This is a genomic window from Tessaracoccus rhinocerotis (assembly GCF_007197885.1).
Classification (GTDB): Bacteria; Actinomycetota; Actinomycetes; order Propionibacteriales; family Propionibacteriaceae; genus Arachnia; species Arachnia rhinocerotis.
Window position 1 is genome coordinate 207,630 of sequence record NZ_VKKG01000005.1, and the last position, 23,677, is coordinate 231,306.

Genomic DNA, 23,677 nt, shown 5'->3' on the forward strand with positions numbered 1-23,677 from the left:
GGCGCGACCTAGCTGGCGGTCCTGCCGATCCTGACCCGCCAGACCTCGGGACCGTTCTCCTCGTAGTCCCAGGTGAACTGGCCTTCGTGCTCGGCCGCGAACTGGTAGTAGAGCGGCTTCGGGTCGTGGTCGTTGACCAGCACGAACGCCTCCCCCTGCCCGAGTGCGGTCCAGGTGTTGAAGATGGTGCTGTGGCGCTGCGCCGGGGCGAGTTCTCGGACGTCGAGGTCAAGTGCTTCAGTCATGCCGGAGACATTAGTACAACTCGTTTGTACAAAATCCGCCCTGTCGCCCGCTTACGCGGTGGCGCAGCACCTTCTGCAGGTGCTGCGCCGTGCGGGCGTGCCCGGGGCGGAACGCGTACACACAGCTGATCCTGGCGAGGGTGGCCCGTTCGAACACGGCCACCTCGTCCGGGGGAACACCGACGGAGTCGGCGACGCGATCCACCATGTCAGCAACGACGGCCGCCCGGTCCCGGCTCCACAGTCCCTGCAGCACCCGCCACCGGGCGTGTGCCCGAAGATTGCCCAGGTCCAGGGCAGGGTGTGAGAGGCAGGCCGTGTCGACGTCGAGCATCCCCGGCCCCAGCTCGGGGTCCCACATCAGTTGCTTGTCGTGCAGGTCCCGATGGGTCGGCACCCAGCCGTGGCGGCCCAGGCGGCGCAGGTCCGCCACCGCTCCGAGCACGAGCAGCCGCAGCGCGCCAGGATCGGCCACCCAGGGGGCTGCGCGCTCGTACCAATCCTCGAGGACGCGGACCTCGTCGCCGATCTCGTGGTGCCGCAGCGCCTTCCCGACGAGGGTCGACGTGGCGCCGTGGCTGCGGACCAGGCCGCTTCCGACCTGTTCCCATGCGCGGTGCCACTCACCGTCGGTGAACGCCGTCGCCTCGTGGAGGCTGCGGCCTGCCAGGGCGCTGAACCGGACGGTGGCCGCTGTGGATCCGAGGACCTCGGGGGTGCGGAACCCGGCCTCGAAGGGGCGGGCCTGCTCGATCCCGGCGAGGATGCCGTCCGCCCGGCCGGCGCGGACCACCTTCACGAACTCGCTGCCGTCCGTCAGCCGCACCACAGCGCGCTTGCGGAGGCGGTGGGACACGACCGTCCCGGCCGACGCCAGTTCGCGGAGCTCGCTGAGTTTCGGGTCCTCCCCCACCCCGAGCAACTCGAGCCCGCCGTCGCGCCACAGTGCGGCCCGCACGGAGTCCCGCCCCGAGTTCGCCTCCACCGCCAGTCCTGCCGCCGGGTCGGCACCCAACGGCCAGGCCCGGGAGATCCGCCACACGGCGTCCCCCAGCACGACCTCCGACGGCGGGGCGCCGGCTGTGGCGCGGGTCACGAGATCCGCCCGAGTGCCTGCTCGGCGAGCTCGATGCGCCGAGTGATGGCCTGCGGCCAGTCGCGCCGAAGCTTGCGGAAGGGGTCGACTGCAGCCCTGAACTGGGCGAGGGCCTCGGAGATGGCGAGGGACCGGTCGTCGACCCCCGTCGACTCCGTGTAGCCCGTCAGGAACCGTTCGGAGAGCTGCGGCAGCCCCATCGAGGCACACGCTGCGAGCCAGCTGCCCACGTCCAGGGCGGCCGGGCCGGAGCCCGCGCGGTCGAGGTCGATGACCCGGATGTCGCCCCTGCCGTCATGGAGCACCTGGTCGGGAGACAGGTCGCCGTGCACCCAGGCGGGTTCGGTCTCGGTGAGCTCACCCAGCCGAGCTTCGAGCTGGTGGGCGATCGCGATGACCCGACCCCGCAGCCAGGGGGCGACCTCGAGCAGGCCGGCGGCCGTGACCGCCGGCGTGGCCTCGCGCCGCACCTGGCCAGGCCACACCCGTCCCCGGCTGCCGTGGTGCAGGGCGCCGACCAGCCGGCCGGCCTCGAGCGCGGCCGCCGTCCGAGGTGCGCGGTGGAGGTCCGAGCTCCCCCACCACGGGGTGAGCACGGCGGAGCCCCGGCCCCCGACGGGGGTCGGGACGAGCGTGGGAACCCCGGCCTCGGCCCAGCGCCTCGACGCCTCCAAGAACGAAGCGGTGCCGCGGCTGACCCGCAGCACCACCGGGCCGGTCCCGTCGTCGAGCCTCGCCACGACACGCTTGCCCGGGTTGTACCGCAGCACTTCCCAAGGCAGGTCCTCGCCCAGCACCACACGCGCCCCGCGCAGTTCCTTGGCGAGGCCACGGTCACCGTGCAGCCCTCCCCACAGGAGCGCGGCACCGTCTCCACGGCGCAGTTCCACCGTCTCCCCCGCCGCCTCGGCGCGCAGCACGGCCTTGTCGGCCTTGTCGGGGTCCGCGGTCACCTCCGCCCATCCCCAGCGAGCGGGCGAGTCGTCCACCGTGCGCCACGCCACGTGGACGCTGCGCCCGGGCTTGAGGCGCAGGTGCTGGACGCTGACCGGATGCCCGACCAGTCCCGACAGTGCCGAGTTTTCCAACAGCTGTTCGGCTCCGTCGACCCCGGCGACGGCGGCTACGTGGGCGGTGGCGTCGCGCAGGCTGGGGGTGGTCATGCGTCGACCTCCACCGGGGTCCGCGGCGAGGCCGCGAGGACCTCGGCCTCCGGGTTGTGGTCCGCGGCCCACCTTGCCAGACGACTGTCGGCGTCGGCCAGGAGGCTGCGGGGGTGGCCGTCCTCAAGGACACGCCCGTCCTCGAGCCAGAGCACGCGGTCCATGTCGCGGAGCATGATCAGGTCGTGCGTGATGGCCAGTGTCGTGCGGTTGCGGGTGAGTTCGCGCAGCCCCTCCTGCACGTGTTGGCGGGACGCCGGGTCCAGCCCGGTGGTGGGCTCGTCGAGGATCACGATCGGCGCGTCGCGCACCATGGCACGGGCCAGCGAGATGCGCTGGCGCTGGCCGCCGGAGAGCGTGTCGCCGCGCTGGCCGAGCATGGTGTCGTAGCCGTCGGGCAGGGACATGATGAACTCATGCGCACCTGCCCGCCTCGCTGCCTGTTCGACCTGGGAGTCGGTGGCGTCGAGGCGCCCGTAGCGGATGTTCTCGCGCACGGTGGTGGCGAACAGCACGGCCTCCTGCAGGAGGATGGCCATGGTGTGGCGCAGGTCCTCCTTGCTGACCAGCCGGGTGTCGAAGCCGTCGATGAGGACGGCCCCCGTGTCGGTGTCGGCGAGTCGGAGCAGGTAGCTCACGAGCGTCGACTTGCCGGACCCTGAGGGACCGACGATGCCCACGCGCTGCCCGGCCGGGATGTGGAGGTCGAGGCCGGCGAACAGCTGGCGCCCCCTGCCGTCCCGGGCGCTGATCCGGTCGAAGGCGATGTCGCCGCGGACGCGGCGCATGGGCACGGCACGGTCGGGGTCGGCGATCTCCACCTCCTCGTCGAGCAGGTCCGCGATCCGCTCGCCCGAGGCGGTCGCGCGGGAGATGCGGCCGGTGTACTTGGCCATGTCGCGCAGCGGCTTCATGGCCACCTTGAGGTACATCAGGAACAACACCATGTCACCGGGCGTCATGATCCCCTGCAGCACCTGCCAGCCCCCGAAGCCGAGCACGACGGCCGTCGACAGGCCGACGAGCACGTCGGTGGAGCGCTCGAGCCGGGCGGACAGGCGTCGGGCCCGGATGTTCGCCTTGAGCGCGGAGGCGTTGCCCGAGGCGAAGCCCTTGGCGACGGTGGCCTCCAGCCCGTAGGCCTGCACCACGCGGATGGCGGCGAGGGCCTCGGCGGCATCCCCGACGAGCTTGCCCTCCCCCTTGCGGGTGGCGCGGGAGGCGGAGGTGATCTTCGGCGCGGAGACCCGCGACAGCAGGAAGTACAGGGCCGCGGTGGCGACCACCACCACGGACAGCACCGGGTTGAGCACCAGCACGACAACCAGGAGGACCAGGAGGGTCATCAGGTTGCCCACCAGCGGCAGGCCGGCCGAGACCGCCACCTCCTGCAGCCGGCCCATGTCCCCGACGAGGCGCTGCGACGTGTCGCCGATGGACGCGTTCGAGTGGTAGCGCATGGACAGGGACTGGATGTGATTGAACACCCGGGTGCGGAGTCGGGTGACGACCTTCACGCCGGTCTTGGCGAAGGAGATGGTCGAGACGTAGTTGCACGCCGCCCGGCCGGCCACCAGCGCGGCCAGGACGAGCGCCCAGGTCACGAGGGTGCGCGAGACGTCGGGGTCCATGCCCGCGGCCCCTGCAAGGTCGGCGCCGAGCGCGCTGGTGACGGCGTCGATCGCGTACTTGACCGGCCACGGCTCGAGGATCCGGAACACGACGTCCCCGGCCAGCGCCAGCAGGCCGACGGCGATCAGGAGTCTGTGCTCCTTGAGGTAGGGCACGAGCAGCCGGAGAGTGCGGCGCAGGCCGTCCTTGTGGCGGCCGCGTTCGTTGCGGGCACTCATGCTGCGAGCTCCTCCCCGTCGGTTCCCCCGTCGAGGTGGCCGAGGAGTTCGAGGACGCGCTGCTGCCAGCCGTGCGTCGCCACCGCGGCATCCCGCCCGGAGCGCCCGAGGCGGTTCCGCAGCTCCGGATCGTCGGCCAGCAGCGTGAGGGCCTCGGCGAGTGCGGGGACCCGGCCCGGCGGGACCGTCACGCCGTTGCCGCCTTCCAGGAGCTCGGGCAGTTCACCGATCGCGGAGGCCACGACCGCCACGCCGGCGGCCATGTACTCGTAGACCTTGAGCGGTGAGAAGTAGTGGCCGTCCTCGTCCGCAGGCGCCGGGTAGGGGGCGACGGCGACGTCGAGGCCGCCCAGCAGGGCTGGGACCTTGGCGGGGGCCACCGCCCCGTGGAAGTGCGTCCGTGCCGCGATCCCCAGGTTGGTGGCGAGTGTCTCCAGACGGGAACGCTCGGGTCCGTCGCCGCAGATCTCGAGCCGCCAGTCGACGCGGCCGGTCGCCGCGAAGGCCTCCAGCAGCAGCTCGGTGCCGTGCCAGGGCTTGAGGGTGCCCACGAATCCGACGGTGAACGGCCGCTCGGCGCTGCGCGGGATGGGGCGGATGCGTTCGGTGTTGACCCCGTTCGGGATGACGTGCACCCGTTGCGCGGAACCAGGGAGGCGTCCCCGGACCCAGTCGGCCACCGGGGCAGAGACGCAACTCACCACGTCGGCGGCGGCCAGCACTGCCCGCGTGAGGTCCTCGGCGAGTTCCTCGTGGGCCAGGTGGCGATGCCTGCGCTGCTCGTCGAGCAGCGGCGCGTTCACCTCCAGCACCAGCCGGGTCTCGTGGCCCCGGGCGCGGAGCAGGGCGCGCAGTTGGGCGCCGGCGGCGGAGACCAGTGAGTAGCGCTCGTAGACCAGGTCGAGACCGTCGTCCCCGGCATCTGCGGCGGCCTGCATGGCCATGCGCGTGGCGGCGCCGGCAACCTCCAGTTCTCGACTCGCGGCGTCCCGGTTCCGGGGCATCGCGACGACGCGCACGTCCAGGTCCGCGAGGTCGTCGGGGACCAGTTCGTCGCCGTTCTTGAGGCCGCGCAGGAGGGTGTAGACCGTGACGTCGTGCCCCTGGGTGCGCAGGGCGCGAACGACCTCCTGGACGTGCACGGAGGCTCCCTTGGTGCCGAAGACCCCGATGCCGGGGTCGGCGAGCAGGTATGCGATCCTCATCGGTCTCCTCTTTCCGTGGTGACGAGTTTCCGCAGTCGGGCGGCCTGGCGACGCGAGTCGAAGGTCTCCTCGACCAGCCGACGGGCGCGGCGGATCATTTCGGTGTGGTCGGTCCCGGGCGCGACGGCCTCGGCGATGGCGTCGACCAGTGCTCCGAGGTCGCCCGTGGGCACGAGCCAGCCGGTCTCACCGTCGATGACCACCTCCCCCACTGCGGTCACCTCCGCCGCCACGCAGGGGATGCCACGGGCCATCGCCTCCAGCAGCACGGTGGGTAGGCCGTCGGCGTTGCCGTCAGCTCCGACAACGAACGGGGCCACGAAGGCGTCGTGGCTGCCGAGCAGGTGCCCCACCTGCGCCTGTGTGACGGGACCGAGGAGGCGCACGCGGTCCTGCAGCCCGAGCGCAGTGACCTGTCGGGCGAGCTCGTCGGCCAGCGGGCCGTCGCCGGCGATGTCGCAGTCCACGTCGATCCCGCGGCTCCGCAGCGCGGCGACGGCGTCGACGAGGAGGCTGAACCCCTTCTTCTCGACAAGGCGTCCGACGGACAACAGCCGGGGGCGGTCGCCGTCGGCTCGGGCCCCGGCGGTGCGCAGGGGGAATCGTTCCAGCTCCAGCCCGTTGTGCACCAGCCGGAGGTTGAGGCTCTGCTGCGGGAAGCGGCGCCGCAGGTCGGTCTCGTTGTAGCCGCTGATCGTGATGGCGTGGTGGGCCTCCCCCAGCTTGCGACCGAGTTCGTCCTCGACGACGTCCTCGTGGAAGATGTCCTTCGCGTGGGCGGTGAACGAGTAGGGCAGCCCCGCGATCCGGCCGGCCAGCCGCGCCACCGTGGTGGCAATGGACGCGAAGTGCGCGTGCAGGTGGGTGACGCCGTGGGCCCTGGCCTGCCGGGCGACCTCCACGGCCTGTGCGGCCTCGTCGGCGGGATGGTCCAACAGCTCGGGCAGCTCGCGGGCGACGTCGTCGACGAGCCCTTCCCCGACAGCGCGGAGTTGCTCCCACAACCGGTTCACCGAGGTGGGCCGGCCGATATGGATGACGGGTGCCTGGACCCGGGCCAGCTCCGGGTGAAACTTCGGGTCGGTGGTGGGACGCAGGGAGAAGATCACGATCCGCTCGCCCTGTGCCTCGCGGGCGAGGATCTCGGAGACCACGAAGGTCTCGGAGAAGCGCGGGTACATCTTCAGCACGTAGCCGATGACTGGTTCAGGCTGCATGGTCGGGGACCTTCACGTCGGAGTGGCGGGAGTTGATCAGTTCGGCGGCCAGCCGTCCGACCTCCGCGAGCCCGTCGAGGCGGATGCCCTCGCGGGTGGTGCGGCGGTGGACGGCCCCCGCGAACCATTCGCCGAGGGCGGTCGGCGACAGCCGCTCGGCGGGCAGGACGTCGACGGCGCCGAGGGCCGCGAGGTCGCTGGCGCGCATCGGCTGCTCGGCACGACGCGTGTTGCGGGGGACGACGAGGGCGGGGGTGGAGGTTGCCATGACCTCGGCCAGCGAGTTGTAGCCGGCCATGGAGACCACGGCTGCGGCCTCGCGGATGAGCGCCGGCACGTTGCTGGCGGAGTGCAGCACCTTGATGCGGCCAGCGTCGAGGTTGGCGGCGGCCAGGGAGCGGGCCGCCCGGACGTCGTCGGAGGGCATCTGGGGGCCGGTCACGATGAGGTGGCGGTGCCCTGGCGGCACTCGCGCGGCTGCTGCGGCGCGGGTGATGTGGCCGCCGTCGGATCCACCGCCGACGATGGTCAGCACGTAGGGCACCTCGGCGTCCTCACCGACGTCGGCGGGGCGGCCCTTGGAGAGGTAGCCGGTGAAGTACGCCCGGTCGGTGAACAGCGCCGGCAGCTCGCCGGTGGCCAGGGGGTTGTGGACGGCCTCGTCGCCGTAGATCCAGACCGCGTCGTACATGGCGGCAGCTGCCTCCGCCCCGCCGATGTCCTCCCACTCCTGCTGGACCACCGAGGGAGTGTCCAGCACCTCACGCATGCCGAGGATGGTGGTGGTCTGGTGCCTGGCCCTCAGCATCTCCAGGGCGGGGCGGAGCTCGTCGCCGACGCCGAAGGGGTGGCGGTCGGCGATGAACAGGTCCGGACCGACGGCCTCCAGCGCCGCCCTGACGGCGGCGGCGCGCAGGTCGACCAACTCCTCGACGGCGAACCCGAGGCTGCGGGCGGCGTAGCCCTCCGCGACGCGGGCGTAGCCGGGCAGCACGAGCCAGTCCCAGCCCGCGGGCAGGGAGTCCTGGGTGGCGTCCGGGTGACCCGCGATCAGGAAGCCCGAGACCTCCTGTCCGGTGAGCGCCGGCAGGTACTCCGCGAGCGCGTGGGCGATCGCCCGGTTGCGTCGGGCGTGGCCCAGACCCACGGAGTCGTGGGAGTACATCGCTACCTTCAACAAGATCTCATCCTTCGCTCTCGGCCGGCTCCCGACTGATGCAACGAGTCAACCAACCGTTGATGAGTCGCGGATGAGCCGGGCGTGAGTGATTTCTGAGCTGGAGATGAGAGTTCGATGAGAGACCGCCAGCCCCGCGCTGGGCCGGAGCCGGCACTCATGTTCGACGGAGTGCAAGTGGGAGCTGGAACGCTGAGCCAGCCGCATGTCGGGTGGATACGCACGATTGAGAACTCCTCGTCGCGCACGTAGCGGATGTCGTCCAAGAGGGCGCCGATGACGTTGAACCGATCCGTTACGGCGGTTGCGTGCTCGCGGAAGAACGCACTGGTGGCACGGACTGGTCTCGACGATCTCCAACACTCGGCCACGAGGGGCCGCAGAACGCCTCCCAGGATGTGCGCCAGTGGATCGCTACGCCCCGGCCCATCGCTGGGGGTAAACCAAAGCAGATGTCACCTCGCGGTGCAGCAGACCCAGGTGATCGATCCTGCCTCGCGCTCCGCTAGTACTTCGTGCAGGGGCTCGAAGAGTTCGTGGAGGATGTCGCGTCGCGCCTGGTATGACCCCGTCGCCCCCTCCCTTTTCCGGTGCCGGTAGAAGGAGTCGAAGTCTCGGAAGGGAAGGGGGAAGTTAGTGATTCCCAGCCTTCGGAGGACCGTGGAGCTTGTCCACGTCCGTCAGCTCGTGCGTGGCGGCACTGACCCGGAGATAGGCTCTTCGACCCGCCTCTCAGCAGCGTAGCACGCTGAGCCCCGGAGAAGTCCGGACAGTTCTCCTGCCTCTCGGCAGCGAGACCAGCGCATGGTTTGTGGAAGGGGTCTGCTCCACCGATGGGCGATAAGTTCCTACCTGCACGGCCAGATCGGCAGCTGCTGCCGAAGTGCGTTCGATCCGAGGCGTGACCCGGCAGGTGAGATGTCACGCATGCTGCTCTATACCCACGGGTGCGTCACGGGGAACACTCACTGAGCTGATCATCAAACCGCCCGGCGTTCGCGCGTTCCCTAATCTGCTCAGTGACCTCTGTTGTCGGAATGACTGCCAATGGAACGACCTCTTGAGCAGAATCGGTCATCCCCCCACACGCGCTGATGACCGTGAATGCGCCCCCCCGTAGGTTCGTGAATGTGGGATCAAGTCCCAGAACCGGCGTCGACACGTCATAGATGACCAAGGTGGCGTCAGGCAGAGTTGCTTCTACCTGAAGAACGGTCATGCCGACCAGTGGTTCCGCAGGTGGTGGACTCCCACAGCCAGCGAGGACGAACGCCGCGGCCAGACCCACGCCTATAGCTGCCTGGAACAGCTTCCCCTTGCGGGTGGGGTGCCTCGACTCACGATCGACGACGATCGCCCTCGCTGTAACCATGCGACTCCTACTAGAAACCGCAGGCGAACCCATTGACGGTGGGATTGAAGGCATACAACCACCCTGTCTTCTCGATCCCAAGCAGGCTCTCCCTCTGGACCTTGTACCGGTGGCGTTCACCCATCGGGAAGGCCTTGAACACCTGCCCACTGTACATCGTAGGTGATGTGCAGGTGACATTCACCGAGACGGTTGCAGCACTGCTGATTCCAAGGCTACCGGTGATTTCCGCTCGCTTCATAGTCATCCCCAGCTGAACGGTTCGGGTACTCGAGGCCCCCTTGGAGATCGAGCAGGTGACTCCGGTGTTGAGGGCCTTGCAACTGGCGAGGACTTGGCCGCGGTTGACGTAGTTCAGAGTCTTTGACTTGTCCACAACCTTGTAGAAAGCGAAGGGTGAGTTGGGGTTGCTGCACGAACGGGTGACATCAGCGTTGCGTGGAGTCACTCCTCTGTCGCTCAATCGCAGCCCTCGGGCATGGGCATAGGTTTGCCGTGCAGGCGGGGACTTGAAGGCTTAGCAGCCGGAGAGCTTCTCCGTCATTCTCGCGCGTCAATCGCGACAATAGAGGGCCGTCGTGCTCGGATGCCAGGCAAGCCGGAAGGCTACCGTCGCACACCACGGCATGTCAGGATTTGGAGCCCGGTCCTCTACGCGAGGTTCAGGGGTCTCGCCGTTGGCGACCTCGTCGATCCAGTCGTTCGCCTCGTCCGACAGGTATAGCCCGGCTGGACCGCCTTGGCCGACCCACCATGCACCTGCGCTGATGATTCCGCCTGCCCCAGTGATTTCTTCAACGAGGTGGACCGGGACCTCATCACCGTTGTTCTCCATCAGATAGTCACGGGACTGCTGCCTCAGCTTCGGCCACCACGCTTCGATGCACATGCCGACATCATCCATCACTGCGATGCGAGGCGCCAGATGTGGCAGATCTGTGCGTGGAGCGTTTGACACCGGAGACGGAGCCAACGTGGCACCTCACCCAACTGGCCCACCTGGGTGGAGCGCACGGCACCGGAGACGGAGCCGTGCGCACCAGTCAGCCCAAGGGGCGCGGCCACTCATCGGCATAAGCGCGACGCGGGACTGGACGCGCGGAGTCATCCGCACGACCGTGGGCATAGGTTCGCCCTGCAAGCGGGTGCACGAACGCTTGGCCGTCGCCCCGACAGCCGACTCAGGCCAGCAGCTGGCGCACCTCCGGACCGATGGGGCGCGGCAGCTTGGAGCTGCCGGAGAGGAACTCGTCGACGCCCTTGGCGCAGGAGCGGCCCTCAGCGATGGCCCACACGATCAACGACTGTCCGCGGCCGGCGTCGCCGCACACGAACACGCCGGGCACTGATGTGGCGTAGTCGTCGTCGCGGGTGATGTTCCCGCGGGCGTCGAACTCGAGCCCGAGCTGCTCGCCGATCGTCTTCTCGGGACCGACGAAGCCCATCGCGAGCAGCACCAGCTGGGCGGGGATGTGGCGCTCGGTGCCCGGCACCGGGACGAACCTGCCGCCCTCGAACCGGACCTCGGTGAGGTCGAGCCCGGAGACGTTGCCGGATCCGTCGTCGGTGAATCGGGTGGTGGAGACCGCGTAGACCCGGTCACCGTTCTCCTCGTGGGCGGACGAGACGCGGAACGTCATCGGGTACGTCGGCCAGGGCTGGTTCTCGGGCCTGGTCTCCGGTGGCTGGGGCATGATCTCCAGCTGCGTGATGGAGCGTGCTCCCTGGCGGGTGGAGGTGCCGAGGCAGTCGGCGCCGGTGTCGCCGCCGCCGATGATCACGACGTCCTTGCCCTGAGCGGTGATCTGGTCGGGGACCACCTGGCCCACCGCAGCGCGGTTGGCCTGCGGCAGGAACTCCATCGCCTGGTGGATGCCGCCGAGCTCGCGGCCGGGCACCGGGAGGTCACGCGCCACCGTGGACCCGATGGCCAGGACGACGGCCTCGTAGCGTTCGAGCAGCTCCGGGCCGGTGATGTCCTCGCCGATCGTGACGCCTGTCTTGAACTGCGTACCCTCCAACACCATCTGCTTGAGCCGCCGGTCCACGACGGACTTCTCCATCTTGAACTCGGGGATGCCGTAGCGCAGCAGGCCGCCCACGGCGTCGGCCCGTTCGTGGACGACGACCGTGTGGCCTGCACGCGTCAGCTGCTGGGCGACGGCGAGGCCCGCGGGGCCGGAACCGACGACGGCGACCGTCTTGTTGGTGTGCCAGGCGGGCTGCTGCGGCACGACGCGGGAGTCGTCCCACGCCTTGTCGATGATTGCCACCTCGACGTTCTTGATGGTGACCGCCTCGCGGTTGATGGCCACCACGCAGGCGGTCTCGCACGGTGCGGGGCAGAGCCGTCCCGTGAACTCGGGGAAGTTGTTCGTGGCGTGCAGGCGCTCGAGGGCGGGCTGCCAGTCCTCGCGCCAGACCAGGTCGTTCCACTCGGGGATCAGGTTGCCCAGCGGGCAGCCGTTGTGGCAGAACGGGATGCCGCAGTCCATGCAGCGCCCGGCCTGCTGGGAGATGATCGGCAGGAGGGCTCGGCCGGGGGTCCCCGGGTAGACCTCCTTCCAGTCCTTCACCCGCTCCGCAACCGGGCGGCGCTCGGCCACCTCACGGGGCGTGGTCATGAAACCCTTCGGATCAGCCATGAGCGGCCTCCATCATCATTCGCGTGGTCACTTCGTCGTCGAGGCCGTCGGAGGCGGCGCGGTCGCGCACCTCCATGATCCTCGCGTAGTCGCGCGGCTGGATCTTGGTGAACCGGGCCGCGAGCTGGGCATCGTTGAGCGTGATCAGCTCCCCCGCCACCGTCGAGCCGGTCTCGTCACGGTGCTCCAGGAGCAGTTCGCGCACCCGTGCGATGTCGCCCGGGTTGAGCTCGACGGGATCGACGAACTCGGTGTTGAGACGGATCAGGTCCAGGTCGAGCACCCAGGCGGTGCCGCCGGACATGCCCGCGGCGAAGTTGCGCCCGGTGGGTCCCAGTACCAGGACCTCACCGCCGGTCATGTATTCGCAGCCGTGGTCCCCCACGCCCTCGACGACGGCGGATGCTCCCGAGTTGCGGACGCAGAACCGCTCGCCCACCAGCCCGCGCAGGAACAGCTGGCCCGACGTCGCGCCGTAGGCGATGACGTTGCCGGCCACGATCTGCTCGCGCGGCTCGAACCCGGCGTCGGCGGGCGGCGCCACGACGACGCGGCCGCCGGAGAGTCCCTTGGCGACGTAGTCGTTGGCGTCGCCCACCAGGCGCAGCGTCACTCCGCGGGGCAGGAACGCCCCGAAGCTCTGGCCGCCCGTGCCGTGCATCGTGAACTGGATCGTCCCGGGTTCCATCCCCTGTCCCTGCGTGGCCATCGTCACGTGGTGGCCGAGCACTGTTCCGACCGTGCGGTCCACGTTGCGCACGGTGAGGGTGTGCGACACCGGCTCCCCCCGCTTCAGGGCGGGCTCGGCCAGTTCGATGAGGCGCATGTCGAGCTTGTGCTCCAGGCCGTGGTCCTGGGTGACGGTGTTGTGCAGCGCCGCACCCTCGGGTGCGACGGTGGCCAGGATCGGTGACAGGTCCAGCCCGGCGGTCTTCCAGTGGCCGACGGCGCGGCCCACGTCGAGCGCGTCGACCCGCCCCACGGCCTCCTCGATGCTGCGGAAGCCGAGGGTGGCGAGGATCTCGCGCACCTCCTGCGCCATGAACTCGAAGAAGTTGATGACGTGCTGCGGGTCGCCGGTGTACTTGGCGCGCAGCTCCGGGTTCTGGGTGGCGATGCCGACGGGGCAGGTGTCCTTGTGGCAAACGCGCATCATGATGCAGCCGGTGACCACCAGCGGGGCGGTGGCGAAGCCGAACTCCTCCGCTCCGAGCAGGGCCGCGATCACGACGTCGCGGCCGGTCTTGAGCTGGCCGTCGCACTGCACGACGATGCGGTCGCGCAGCCCGTTGACCAGCAGCGTCTGCTGCGTCTCCGCCAGTCCGAGCTCCCAGGGTCCCCCGGCGTGCTTCAGCGAGGTCAGCGGGGCCGCTCCGGTGCCGCCGTCGTGCCCGGAGATGAGGACGACGTCGGCCTTGGCCTTGCTGACGCCGGCCGCCACCGTGCCGACCCCCACCTCACTGACGAGCTTCACGTGGACCCGCGCCGACGGGTTCGCGCACTTGAGGTCGTGGATGAGCTGCTTGAGGTCCTCGATCGAGTAGATGTCGTGGTGCGGCGGCGGCGAGATCAGGCCGACGCCGGGCGTCGAGTGCCGGGTCCTGGCCACCCACGGGTAGACCTTCGGGCCGGGCAGCTGGCCGCCCTCACCCGGCTTGGCGCCCTGGGCCATCTTGATCTGGATGTCGTCGGCGTAGGAGAGGTACTCGGAGGTGACCCCGAAGCGTCCCGAGGCCACCTGCTTGATGGCGGAGCGGCGCAGCGGGTCGTGCAGGCGGTCCGGGTCCTCGCCGCCCTCGCCGGTGTTGGACTTGCCGCCCAACTGGTTCATGGCGATGGCGAGGCTCTGGTGGGCCTCGAGCGAGATCGAGCCGTAGCTCATGGCTCCGGTGGAGAACCGCTTGACGATCTCACTCACCGGCTCCACCTCCTCCACGGGGATCGGCTGGCGCTCGCGGAACTCCAGCATGGAGCGCAGCGTCATGAGCCGCTCGGAGTTGTCGTTGACCAGCGAGGTGTAGCGCTGGAACACGTCGTAGCGCCCGGTCCGGGTGGCGTGCTGGAGGCGGAACACCGTCTCGGGGTCGAACAGGTGCGGCTCCCCCTCGCGGCGCCACTGGTACTCACCCCCCACCTGCAGGTCGCGGTGGGCCAGCGGGATGCCGTCGGAGGGGTAGGCCTGCAGGTGCCGCAGACGCACCTCCTCGGCGATCTCGTCGAGCCCGAGCCCTCCGATGCGGGTGGTGGTGCCCGTGAAGTACTTGTCCACCAGTTCCTGGGACAGCCCGACGCACTCGAAGATCTGCGCGCCGGTGTAGGAGGCGACGGTGGAGACCCCCATCTTGCTCATCACCTTCAGCACACCCTTACTGAAGGCCTTGGTGAGGTTCTTGATGGCCTCCTCCGGGAGCACCTTCACGAAGGTCTCGCGTCGTGCGAGGTCCTCGGCGCTCTCGAACGCCAGGTACGGGTTCACTGCGGCGGCACCGTAACCGAGCAGCAGCGCGACGTGGTGCACCTCGCGGACGTCGCCGGCCTCGACCACGAGCCCCACCTGGGTGCGCGTCTTCTCCCGCACCAGGTGGTGGTGGACCGCGGCGCACAGCAGCAGCGACGGGATCGGCGCCAGCGCCGGTGTGGAGTGGCGGTCGGACAGGACGATGGCGCGGGCTCCCCCGCGCACGGCGGCCGAGACCTCCTCGCACAGCTCGTCGATCCGCGCCCCCAGCGCACGGCCGCCGCCGGCGACCTTGTACAGGCCACGCACCACGTGGGTGGCGTAGCCGGGGACCTCGCCCAGGCGCACGATCTTCGCGAGCTGCTCCGAATCCAGGATGGGGCGGTCCATCGTGATCTGGCGCGCGGAGGCGGCGGTGGGCTCGAGCAGGTTGCGCTCGGGGCCGATCTTCGTGGTGAGGGAGGTCACCAGCTCCTCGCGGATGGCGTCCAGCGGCGGGTTGGTGACCTGCGCGAACAGCTGGGTGAAGTAGTCGAACACCAGCCGTGGCCGCTCGGAGAGGACGGGCAGCGGGGTGTCGGTGCCCATCGACCCGATCGGCTCCGCTCCGGTGTTGGCCATCGGGGTGATGATCTGGCGCAGCTCCTCCGAGCTGTACCCGAAGACCTGCTGGCGGCGCGTGACCGAGGAGTGGCTGTGGACGATGTGCGCGCGTCCGGGGAGGTGGTCGAGCTTCATGGTGTTTGCGGCGACCCACTCGGCGTAGGGCTTCTCTGCGGCCAGTTCGCCCTTGACCTCGTCGTCGGAGAGGATCTGGTGGCGCTCGAGGTCCAGCAGGAGCATCCTGCCCGGCTGGAGGCGCCCCTTGCGGACCACCGACGCGGGGTCGATCGGGAGGACGCCGGCCTCGGAGGCGAACACCACCAGGCCGTCGGAGGTCTCCCAGAAGCGTCCGGGGCGCAACCCGTTGCGGTCGAGGCACGCACCGATGATGGAGCCGTCGGTGAAGGTCATGCAGGCGGGGCCGTCCCAGGGCTCCATGATGGCGGCGTGGTACTCGTAGAACGCGCGCCGCTCCGGCGACATCTCGTCGTGGCCCTCCCACGCCTCCGGGATCATCATCAGCACGGCGTGCGGCAGTGACCGGCCACCCAGGTGCAGCAGTTCGAGCACCTCGTCGAAGGAGGCGGAGTCCGAGCCGTCGGGCGTGCAGATGGGGAAGAGTCGCTCGAGGGAACCGGGGATCGCGTCACTGACGAGCAGCGCCTCGCGGGCGCGCATCCAGTTCCGGTTGCCGCGCACGGTGTTGATCTCGCCGTTGTGGGCGATCATCCGGTACGGGTGCGCCAGCTCCCAGGCCGGGAACGTGTTGGTGGAGAAGCGCGAGTGCACCAGGGCGAGCGCGGAAGCCAGCCGTTCGTCGTGCAGTTCCGGGAAGACCTCCTCGAGCTGCGAGGTGGTCAGCATCCCCTTGTAAACGATCGTCCGGGCGGACAGCGAGGCGAAATAGACCCCGACCTCGTGCTGGACGCGACGGCGCAGCACGAAGGCCAGCCGGTCCAGGTCGATCCCGAGCTGTCCGGCGCGGCCGGCCACGACGAGGTGCTCGAAGTGCGGCATGGCGTCCAGGGAGATCGACGACAGCGTGGCGGTCTCTACCGGCACCTCCCGCCAGGCCAGGACGTCGAGGTCCTCCTCCTCGGCGATGCGTTCGATCGCGGCCCGGGCCTCGGCGCGAGCGTCGGCCTCGCGCGGCAGGAAGGCCATGCCGACGGCATAGCCGCCCTGCTCGGGGAGCTTGACATCGAGGACGGAGCGCAGGAACGCGTCGGGGACTTGGATCAGGATTCCGGCGCCGTCACCGGCGGCCTCGTCGGCGCCGGTGGCGCCGCGGTGGTCGAGGTTGCGCAGGGCCTCGAGGCCCTGTTCGACGATCTCGTGGCGGGCCACACCGTCCAGTCGGGCGACGAAGGCCACCCCGCATGCGTCGTGCTCGTACAGCGGGTCGTAGAGTCCGACCTTCTCATGACGAGGGAAAATCTGACGGGTCATGCGGCACCTCCAAGTTCGTTGCAGGCTTGGAGAATATGCACGCGAAGAGGGGCGATTTGACCGGATTCAGGCCTGTTGCACGATTGTAACTTCCGCGTCGCAGAACTGTTGCGACGCAGGAAACCAGCTGTAACGCGGCCGGGGCCGGGCCTCAGCCGCGGCCCCTGCGCACCCCTTCGGCGAGCTTGTCGACGAGCCCGCGGAGACGGTCCAAGTCACCCGGCATGTCGGCGCCGTCGGAGGCCAGGCACTTGAGCAGCGCAGAGCCGACGATCACCGCGTCCGCGTAGGCGGCGACCTCTGCCGCCTGGTCGGCGTTGGAGACTCCCAGGCCCACGCCCACGGGCAGGCTGGGGTCCGCACGCCTGGCGCGGTCGACGATCACGGGGGCCGCGTCGGAGGTCTGGGTGCGGGTTCCGGTGACCCCCATCACGCTGGTGGCGTACACCCAGCCACGACAGGCTCGCATGGTCATCGCCAGCCGCTCCTCGCTCGAGGAGGGGGCCACCAGGAAGATCCTGTCCAGGCCGTGGGCGTCGCTCGCGGCGATCCACTCGTCGGCCTGGTCCGGTGTCAGGTCAGGGGTGACCACCCCTGCGCCGCCCGCGGCCGCCAGGTCCCGGGCGAACCGGTCGGCGCCGTACTGCTCCACCAGGTTCCAGTAGGTCATCACCACCGGCGTCCGGCCACCGGAGGCCACGGCCTCGGCGGCCAGGAACGCGTCGCGGACGCGCACGCCGCGGCGCAGCGCCTTGGTGGTGGCGTGCTGGATCACCTCGCCGTCGAGGACCGGGTCCGAGTACGGGACGCCGATCTCGACCACGTCGGCGCCCACGCCGTCGGTGAGGGCCCGGAACGCCGCCACCGAGTCGTCGACGCTGGGATAGCCGAGCGGCAGGTAGGCGACGAGCGCGGCCCGCCCCTCGTCGACCGCGGCTGCCAGGACCTTGCCCGAGATGCCCAACCTGTCGACGTCTGCGAACCTGCTCACTCCGTGCCTCCCACGACTGCGTCCGGTCGGCCGGACATCTTGAACCACTCGAACGCCGTGCCGACGTCCTTGTCCCCGCGCCCTGACAGGCACACGAGGATCTTCGGGCGCAGGTCGGGCTGCTCCTGCGCCAGGCGCAGTCCGAGGCGTTGGGCGCCGGCGACGGCGTGCGCGGACTCGATCGCGGGGATGATGCCCTCCGTGCGCGTCAGTGCCCGGAAGGCGGTCATCGCCTCGGCGTCGGTGACGGGTTCGTAGGTGGCGCGGCCGGAGCTTGCCAACCACGCGTGCTCGGGCCCGACACCGGGGTAGTCGAGGCCCGCGGAGATGGAGTGCGAGTCGATCGTCTGGCCGTCCTCGTCCTGCAGGACGTAGGTCCGCGCGCCGTGCAGGACGCCGGGACGACCTGCGGTGATGGTGGCGGCGTGCCGCGTGGTGTCGATGCCCTCCCCGGCGGCCTCGAACCCGTGCAGGGCGACTGACGGGTCGTCGATGAAGTCCGCGAACATGCCGATGGCGTTGGACCCGCCGCCGACGCAGGCCGCGACGTGGTCCGGCAGGCCGCCGTGGTCGGCGATCATCTGTGCCCGGGCCTCGGTGGAGATCACGCGCTGCAGTTCGCGAACCAGCCACGGGAACGGGTGCGGCCCACCGACGGTACCGATCAGGTAGTGGGTGGTCTCGACGGTGGAGACCCACTCGCGCATGGCCTCGTTCATGGCGTCCTTGAGCGTGCGGGAGCCCGCGGCGACCGCGATCACCTCGGCCCCGAGCAGCTGCATCCGGGCCACGTTCAGGGCCTGGCGCTGGGTGTCGACCTCGCCCATGTAGACCCGGCACTCGAGCCCGAGGAGGGCGGCCGCGGTGGCGGTGGCGACGCCGTGCTGGCCGGCGCCGGTCTCGGCGATGACGCGGGTCTTGCCCATGCGCTTGGTGAGCAGGGCCTGGCCGAGGACATTGTTGATCTTGTGCGCCCCGGTGTGGTTCAGGTCCTCGCGCTTGAGGTAGATGGTGGCGTTGCCGCACTGCTTGGAGAAGTTCTCCGCGACCGTGATCGGCGTGGGCCGACCGGAGTAGTCCCGCTGGAGGCGGTGGAGCTCGTGGGCGAACGTCGGGTCTGAGGCGGCCTTGGTGAATTCCTCGGCCAACTCTGACAGGGCGGCTTGGAGGGCCTCCGGCACGAACTTGCCGCCGAAGTCCCCGAAGCGTCCCATGGAGTCGGGCAGCTGGGTCATGCCCCCAGCCTAGTGCGAGTCCGGGCTCCCGGATCGCGGCGCCCGTTCCACGACCTTCGCCGCGATGTCCCCGGCCTCTGTCTTCTCCGCACCCACCACGACGACGTCGTCGTCATGGCTCTTGCCGAACGGGAGGAAGTGGAGGACGGCGACGACGACGCCGCCCCAGACGATCCCGAGGACCATCGAGCACAGGGTGTTGACGAGCCAGGCCAGGAACCCGCCGACGACGGGGACCCCGGCGACGAGGCCCTCGAGGTGGTGCACGAACTCGTAGGGCGCGTGCCACCCTAGGGTGTCCAGGCCGGCGAGGATGATGTGCCCGCCAACCCAGATCATGGCGAAGATCCCGACGAAGGAGATGACCTTGAGCACCACGGGCATCGCGGCGACGAGGCCGCGTCCCAGGGCCTGCGAGCGCTCCGAGTCCCGCTTGGTCAGTGCCAGGCCGATGTCGTCCATCTTCACGATCAGCGCGACGGCGCCGTAGACGAGTGCCGTGATGGCAAGGGCGACCACGACGAGGATCACCGACCGTGACAACAGCGGCTCGGTGGCCACCTCGTTGAGGGAGATCACCATGATCTCCGCGCTCAGGATGAAGTCCGTGGTGATGGCGCCGGAGATCACCTTCTTCTCGGCGTCCTCTCCCTTGACCAGGGCCGGTGCCTTGTCCTCGCCCTTGTGCCCCGAGAGCAGTTCCCAGACCTTCTCCGCCCCCTCGTAGCAGAGGTAGGTGCCGCCCAGCATCAGAAGCGGTGTGAGCAGCCAGGGCAGGAACGCGCTCATCAGGAGGATGGCGGGCAGGATGAAGATGAGCTTGTTGCGCAGGGACCCGACGGCGATCTTGCGGATGATCGGCAGTTCCCGCTTGGGGCTGACGCCCGCGACGAAGCGGGGGGTGACAGCAGCATCGTCCACAACCACGCCGGCGGCCTTGGCGCTGGCCTTCATGGCACCGGCGGCCACGTCGTCGACGCTGGCTGCGGCCAGTCTGGCCAGAGCGGCGATGTCGTCCAGCAGTGCAGCGAGTCCACCGGCCATGCGCGTGTTACCCCTTGATCATCTCCGCGACCGCCTCGGTGGGCGACCCGTGCTTCACGAGTGCCTCACCCACCAACACGACGTCTGCCCCCTCGGAGGCGACGCGCGCGGCGTCCGCAGGAGAAAGAATGCCAGACTCGGCGACCTTCACCGCGTCCTCGCCGATGCGGTCGGCCAGCAGGCCGAAGGTCGCGAGGTCGACGTCGAGCGTCTTGAGGTTGCGGTTGTTGACTCCGATGAGCTCCGCCCCGACCGCGAGCGCCCGGTCCACCTCCTCGGCTGTGTGGGTCTCCACGAGAGCGGTCATGCCCAACTCCTTCGAGAGGTGGAGGAACCGTCCGAGCTCGCTGTCGTCGAGGGCCGCCACGATCAGCAGGACGATGTCGGCCCCGTGCGCGCGGGCCTCGAAGAACTGGTACTCGTCCACCATGAAGTCCTTGCGAAGGACGGGGACGTCGACGCGGGCGCGCACTGCGTCGAGGTCGGCGAGGGTGCCGTTGAAGCGGTGCCGCTCGGTGAGCACGGAGATGGCGGCGGCGCCGCCCTCCGCATAGGCGCCGGCCAGCGCTGCCGGGTCGACGATGTCGGCCAGGTCACCCTTGGACGGCGAGCGGCGCTTGACCTCGGCGATCACGGCCAGACCGGGGGCGCGGAACCGTTCCATGGGCGAGATCGCGGCGGCGGCCTCGACTGCCTCGCGCTCCACGAAGAACATGGGCTTGGCGGCCTTGCGCTCGGCCAGGTCCGCGCGGACGCCCGCGATGATGGAGTCGAGGACGGTGCTCATCAGGGCTGGCCGAGACCCGCGGCCTTCATCACCATCGTGGTGAGGCAGGCGACCAGGACGATGGCGGCGCCGATGCCGGTGACCACCCAGTTGGGGCCGAGGACGGACCCGATGGCGGCGACGATGAATCCGACGGCACCGATGACGGAGCCGGTCCAAGCAGCGGGGCTGCGTCCGTGGTGGTAGTACTTCGGGGTCCGTGCCATGGCTGGGCCTTCCTGTCCTTCGGGGTCCTCCGGGTGAGATTATCGTGGATCGTCGTCCGGGACCACGTCCGTGTCACCGGAGGTGGGATCCTCGCCCGCGTCGAACTGCTTCCACTGGTCGCGCGGGGCGTCCCGGGGCCCGCTGCCGGTGCGCGTCGGCCAGCCGGGACCCCAGCGGGCAGCGGCTCCACCGCCCAGCACCAGCAGGGCCGCCGGGGCCAGCAGGAACCATCCGGTGCCGCCGGTGAGCACCGCCAACACCCCCGCTCCGAGGCCGAGCAGCACGAGCAGAATGCCCATCGCCCGCAGGCCCGGGCCACGGAGCATGAGCATCAGGAAGGCACCGGCCGCGGCGGCCCAGCCGAGTGCCACTCCCCCGCCGGCTCCCAGGAGGTTGGCGCCGATCACCAGCCCAAGGGCACCGGTGGCCAGGATCGCCAGCACGATGGGACGCCTCACTGGGCCGCTCCTGTGGCGGCGGCGCGCCCCAGGGCGGCGATCACGGCCGCCGCCTTGTGGCTGCACTCGGCGTCCTCGGTCTCCGGCACGGAGTCCGCCACGATCCCGGCGCCCGCCTGCACGTGCGCGGTGCCGTGCTTCAGCAGCGCAGTCCGGATCGCGATCGCGACGTCAGAGTTCCCGGCGAAGTCGAAGTACCCGACCACGCCGCCGTAGAGGCCGCGCCTCGACACCTCGAGGCGGTCGATGATCTCCATCGCTCGCACCTTGGGCGCCCCCGACAGGGTGCCCGCCGGGAAGCAGGCGAGCGTGGCCTCGAGGGCGGTCCTCTCCTCCGCCAGTTCACCGCTGACCGCCGCCTCCAGGTGCATGATGTGGCTGTAGCGGTGGATGTTCATGAACTCGTGCACGGTTACCGAGCCCGGCTTGCTGATGCGGCCCAGGTCGTTGCGGCCGAGGTCGACCAGCATCAGGTGCTCGGCCTTCTCCTTCGGGTCGGCCAGCAACTCTGCTGCGAGTGCCTGGTCCTCGGCGTCGGTGCGGCCGCGGGGCCGTGAGCCGGCGATGGGTCGGGTCGTGGCGACGCCGTCGGTGACCGTCACCAACGCCTCGGGGCTGGAGCCGACGATGTCGAAACCGTCCAGCCGCAGCAGGTACAGGTAGGGGCTGGGATTGGTCAGGCGAAGGCTCCGGTAGACGTCGAGCGCATCGGCCGAGGAGGGGACGTCGAAGCGCTGGGAGACCACCACCTGGAAGGCCTCACCGGCCTTGATCTCCTCGATCGCGTCCACGACGGCGCCCCGGAACTCCTCGCTGCTGCGCTGGCGACGCACCTCGAGTTCGACCGGTTCGGACGCGATGGGGTGCAGCGCCTCCCGGGGCCGGCGCAGCGTTTCGGCCATCGCCTCGACGGCCGCGACGGCATCGGCGTGGGCACGGTCGATACCGTCCGGCCCCCCGTCGAAGTTGATGGCGTTCGCGATCAGCCACACCTCGGAGGTGTGGTGGTCGAAGACGGCCAGCTCCGAGGTGAGCATCATCACCAGCTCGGGCACGTCCAGGTCATCGGGGTTGGTGTCCGGCAGCTTCTCGAGGCGGCGCACGACGTCGTAGCCGAGGTAGCCGACCATGCCTGCGTGGAACGGCGGCAGCCCCGGGGTGGCGGGCGTGGCGAGTTCGCGGAGCGTCTCGGCGAGCACGGCGAGGGGGTCCCCGTCACCGACGCCGACCAGCTCCCGGCCGACCCACCTGGCCCGCCCGTCGGTCTCGGTCAGGGTGGCGGCGGTCCGGACCCCGATGAACGAGTAGCGCGACCAGACGCCGGCCTCCGCGGACTCGAACAGGAAGGTGTTGGTGCGCTCACCGCACAGTGCACGGTAGAGCGCGATCGGGGTGACGTCGTCGGCGACGATCCGAGCGTGCACCGAGATGACCCGGCGGCCGTCGGCGAGCGCGCGGAACTGCTCCAGGTCCGGGCTGATGTTCATGCCTGCTCACCGGCCGCTCCGGTCAGCTCGGTGAAGAAGCAGGTCCGGTTGCCCGTGTGGCACGCGGCGCCGGTCTGGTTCACCTTCAGCAGGATGGTGTCGTTGTCGCAGTCGATCGCCACCGAGACCACCTCCTGGGTGTGTCCGGAGGTCTCCCCCTTGACCCAGTACTCGCCGCGGCTGCGCGACCAGTAGGTGGCTCGTCGCGTGGTGAGGGTGCGCTCGAGTGCCTCGGCGTCCATCCAGGCGAGCATGAGCACCTCGCCGGAGGTGGCGTCCTGCGCGACGGCGGGTACGAGCCCGTCGCGGCCGAGCTTGAGTTCGACGTCGAAGGTGGATTCCATGTCTGCAATCATGCCCGAATAGGCTGGGGACCATGAGTCTCGCCCACCGCATGCGCCAAGCCATCTGTGACACCTTCGAGCAGGTGGGTGCCCTCGCACCCACCAACTGCGAGGGCTGGCAGGCCCAGGACCTCGCCGCCCACCTGTGGATCCGCGACCGCCGGGTCGACGCGCTGCCGGGCATCGCGCTGCAGCGGTTCGCGGGCCACACCGAGCGACTGCAGCGGGAGACCATGCATGCCATGGGATTCGACGCGCTGGTGGCCGGGCTGCGCCGGCCGCCGCTGCCTGTCAGGCTGCTGATGTCCTACCCGAACGCGTCGGAGTACACCATCCACCACCTCGACGTCGCCCGCCCCAATGGGTTGGAGGTCGAGTTGAGCGAGGCCGACGAGCGCACGCTGCTGCCGACGACGCGGATGTTCGCCAAGAACGTGGCCAAGGGCTTCGGCGGCCGGCTCGTGGTCACGCCGAGCATCGGCGGCAGCTTTGCCCACGGAACCGGCGACCGGCCCGTCCACCTGACCGGCACGCCGTCGGAGATCCTCTACTTCTGCGCCGGGCGAGTGGAGCACGCCGACGTCGAGTTCACCGGCGAGGCGGAGACCATCGAGGCGCTCAAGGCGTCGGTCAAGGGACTCTGA

General features: G+C 69.9%; 21 protein-coding genes. 1 reads left to right on the top strand and 20 read right to left on the bottom strand.

The annotated features are described in order from the left end of the window. Positions 1–8: 8 nt before the first annotated feature. The 20 genes from FOJ82_RS12700 to hisI all read right to left on the bottom strand — a co-directional run bounded on the left by FOJ82_RS12700 (position 9) and on the right by hisI (position 23,033). Positions 9–245, bottom strand: coding sequence for a DUF2249 domain-containing protein (locus FOJ82_RS12700; RefSeq protein WP_143938855.1), 237 nt, complete (start codon positions 243–245; stop codon positions 9–11). Positions 246–255: 10 nt separating this feature from the next. Further along, positions 256–1,341 carry a phosphotransferase family protein gene (locus FOJ82_RS12705; RefSeq protein WP_143938856.1) on the bottom strand — a complete coding sequence of 362 codons (1,086 nt, stop codon included), beginning with the start codon at positions 1,339–1,341 and terminating at the stop codon, positions 256–258. Further along, a complete protein-coding gene (locus FOJ82_RS12710; protein ID WP_143938857.1) occupies positions 1,338–2,504 on the bottom strand; it encodes a phosphotransferase in 1,167 nt (388 codons plus the stop codon). Before FOJ82_RS12710 ends, FOJ82_RS12705 begins: the two co-directional genes overlap by 4 nt. After that, positions 2,501–4,354 (bottom strand): ABC transporter ATP-binding protein, encoded by a 1,854-nt coding sequence (locus FOJ82_RS12715; RefSeq protein ID WP_143938858.1) that lies wholly within the window; start codon positions 4,352–4,354, stop codon positions 2,501–2,503. Before FOJ82_RS12715 ends, FOJ82_RS12710 begins: the two co-directional genes overlap by 4 nt. After that, entirely contained in the window at positions 4,351–5,559 is a 1,209-nt protein-coding gene (locus tag FOJ82_RS12720) for a glycosyltransferase family 4 protein (RefSeq protein ID WP_143938859.1), read from the bottom strand. Before FOJ82_RS12720 ends, FOJ82_RS12715 begins: the two co-directional genes overlap by 4 nt. Beyond that, complete coding sequence (locus tag FOJ82_RS12725) at positions 5,556–6,776, bottom strand: glycosyltransferase (protein WP_143938860.1); 1,221 nt, start codon at positions 6,774–6,776, stop codon at positions 5,556–5,558. Before FOJ82_RS12725 ends, FOJ82_RS12720 begins: the two co-directional genes overlap by 4 nt. Further along, positions 6,766–7,956 (bottom strand): glycosyltransferase family protein, encoded by a 1,191-nt coding sequence (locus FOJ82_RS12730; protein ID WP_221933154.1) that lies wholly within the window; start codon positions 7,954–7,956, stop codon positions 6,766–6,768. Before FOJ82_RS12730 ends, FOJ82_RS12725 begins: the two co-directional genes overlap by 11 nt. A gap of 949 nt (positions 7,957–8,905) precedes the next feature. Further along, entirely contained in the window at positions 8,906–9,325 is a 420-nt protein-coding gene (locus FOJ82_RS12735; RefSeq protein WP_143938862.1) for a hypothetical protein, read from the bottom strand. 10 nt (positions 9,326–9,335) lie between these two features. Continuing rightward, positions 9,336–9,788: a hypothetical protein gene (locus tag FOJ82_RS12740; protein ID WP_143938863.1), complete on the bottom strand. Its 453-nt coding sequence runs from the start codon at positions 9,786–9,788 to the stop codon at positions 9,336–9,338. Between the two features lie 90 nt (positions 9,789–9,878). Then, on the bottom strand, positions 9,879–10,229 hold the full coding sequence (locus tag FOJ82_RS16285) for a hypothetical protein (RefSeq protein WP_185975784.1): 351 nt from the start codon (positions 10,227–10,229) through the stop codon (positions 9,879–9,881). Between the two features lie 277 nt (positions 10,230–10,506). Then, positions 10,507–11,970 (bottom strand): glutamate synthase subunit beta, encoded by a 1,464-nt coding sequence (locus FOJ82_RS12750; protein ID WP_143938864.1) that lies wholly within the window; start codon positions 11,968–11,970, stop codon positions 10,507–10,509. After that, positions 11,963–16,480: a glutamate synthase large subunit gene (gene gltB / locus FOJ82_RS12755; protein ID WP_143938865.1), complete on the bottom strand. Its 4,518-nt coding sequence runs from the start codon at positions 16,478–16,480 to the stop codon at positions 11,963–11,965. Before gltB ends, FOJ82_RS12750 begins: the two co-directional genes overlap by 8 nt. Before the next feature lie 151 nt (positions 16,481–16,631). After that, positions 16,632–17,444 (bottom strand): tryptophan synthase subunit alpha, encoded by an 813-nt coding sequence (trpA, locus tag FOJ82_RS12760; RefSeq protein ID WP_246099892.1) that lies wholly within the window; start codon positions 17,442–17,444, stop codon positions 16,632–16,634. 23 nt (positions 17,445–17,467) lie between these two features. After that, a complete protein-coding gene (gene trpB / locus FOJ82_RS12765; protein ID WP_143938867.1) occupies positions 17,468–18,706 on the bottom strand; it encodes a tryptophan synthase subunit beta in 1,239 nt (412 codons plus the stop codon). Positions 18,707–18,715: 9 nt separating this feature from the next. Further along, positions 18,716–19,750, bottom strand: a complete 1,035-nt coding sequence (locus FOJ82_RS12770) for a DUF808 domain-containing protein (RefSeq protein WP_143938868.1) — start codon at positions 19,748–19,750, stop codon at positions 18,716–18,718. A gap of 7 nt (positions 19,751–19,757) precedes the next feature. Continuing rightward, positions 19,758–20,537: an indole-3-glycerol phosphate synthase TrpC gene (trpC, locus tag FOJ82_RS12775; protein WP_143938869.1), complete on the bottom strand. Its 780-nt coding sequence runs from the start codon at positions 20,535–20,537 to the stop codon at positions 19,758–19,760. Next, complete coding sequence (locus tag FOJ82_RS16290; protein WP_185975785.1) at positions 20,537–20,743, bottom strand: HGxxPAAW family protein; 207 nt, start codon at positions 20,741–20,743, stop codon at positions 20,537–20,539. The genes trpC and FOJ82_RS16290 overlap by 1 nt, the downstream gene beginning before the upstream one ends. Positions 20,744–20,782: 39 nt before the next feature. Beyond that, complete coding sequence (locus tag FOJ82_RS12785; RefSeq protein ID WP_143938870.1) at positions 20,783–21,202, bottom strand: hypothetical protein; 420 nt, start codon at positions 21,200–21,202, stop codon at positions 20,783–20,785. Beyond that, positions 21,199–22,689 carry an anthranilate synthase component I gene (locus FOJ82_RS12790; RefSeq protein WP_143938871.1) on the bottom strand — a complete coding sequence of 497 codons (1,491 nt, stop codon included), beginning with the start codon at positions 22,687–22,689 and terminating at the stop codon, positions 21,199–21,201. Before FOJ82_RS12790 ends, FOJ82_RS12785 begins: the two co-directional genes overlap by 4 nt. Continuing rightward, positions 22,686–23,033: a phosphoribosyl-AMP cyclohydrolase gene (hisI, locus tag FOJ82_RS12795; RefSeq protein WP_246099876.1), complete on the bottom strand. Its 348-nt coding sequence runs from the start codon at positions 23,031–23,033 to the stop codon at positions 22,686–22,688. Before hisI ends, FOJ82_RS12790 begins: the two co-directional genes overlap by 4 nt. 32 nt (positions 23,034–23,065) lie before the next feature. Between hisI and FOJ82_RS12800 the strand changes: the two genes are divergently transcribed. Beyond that, positions 23,066–23,677: a maleylpyruvate isomerase family mycothiol-dependent enzyme gene (locus FOJ82_RS12800; RefSeq protein WP_143938873.1), complete on the top strand. Its 612-nt coding sequence runs from the start codon at positions 23,066–23,068 to the stop codon at positions 23,675–23,677.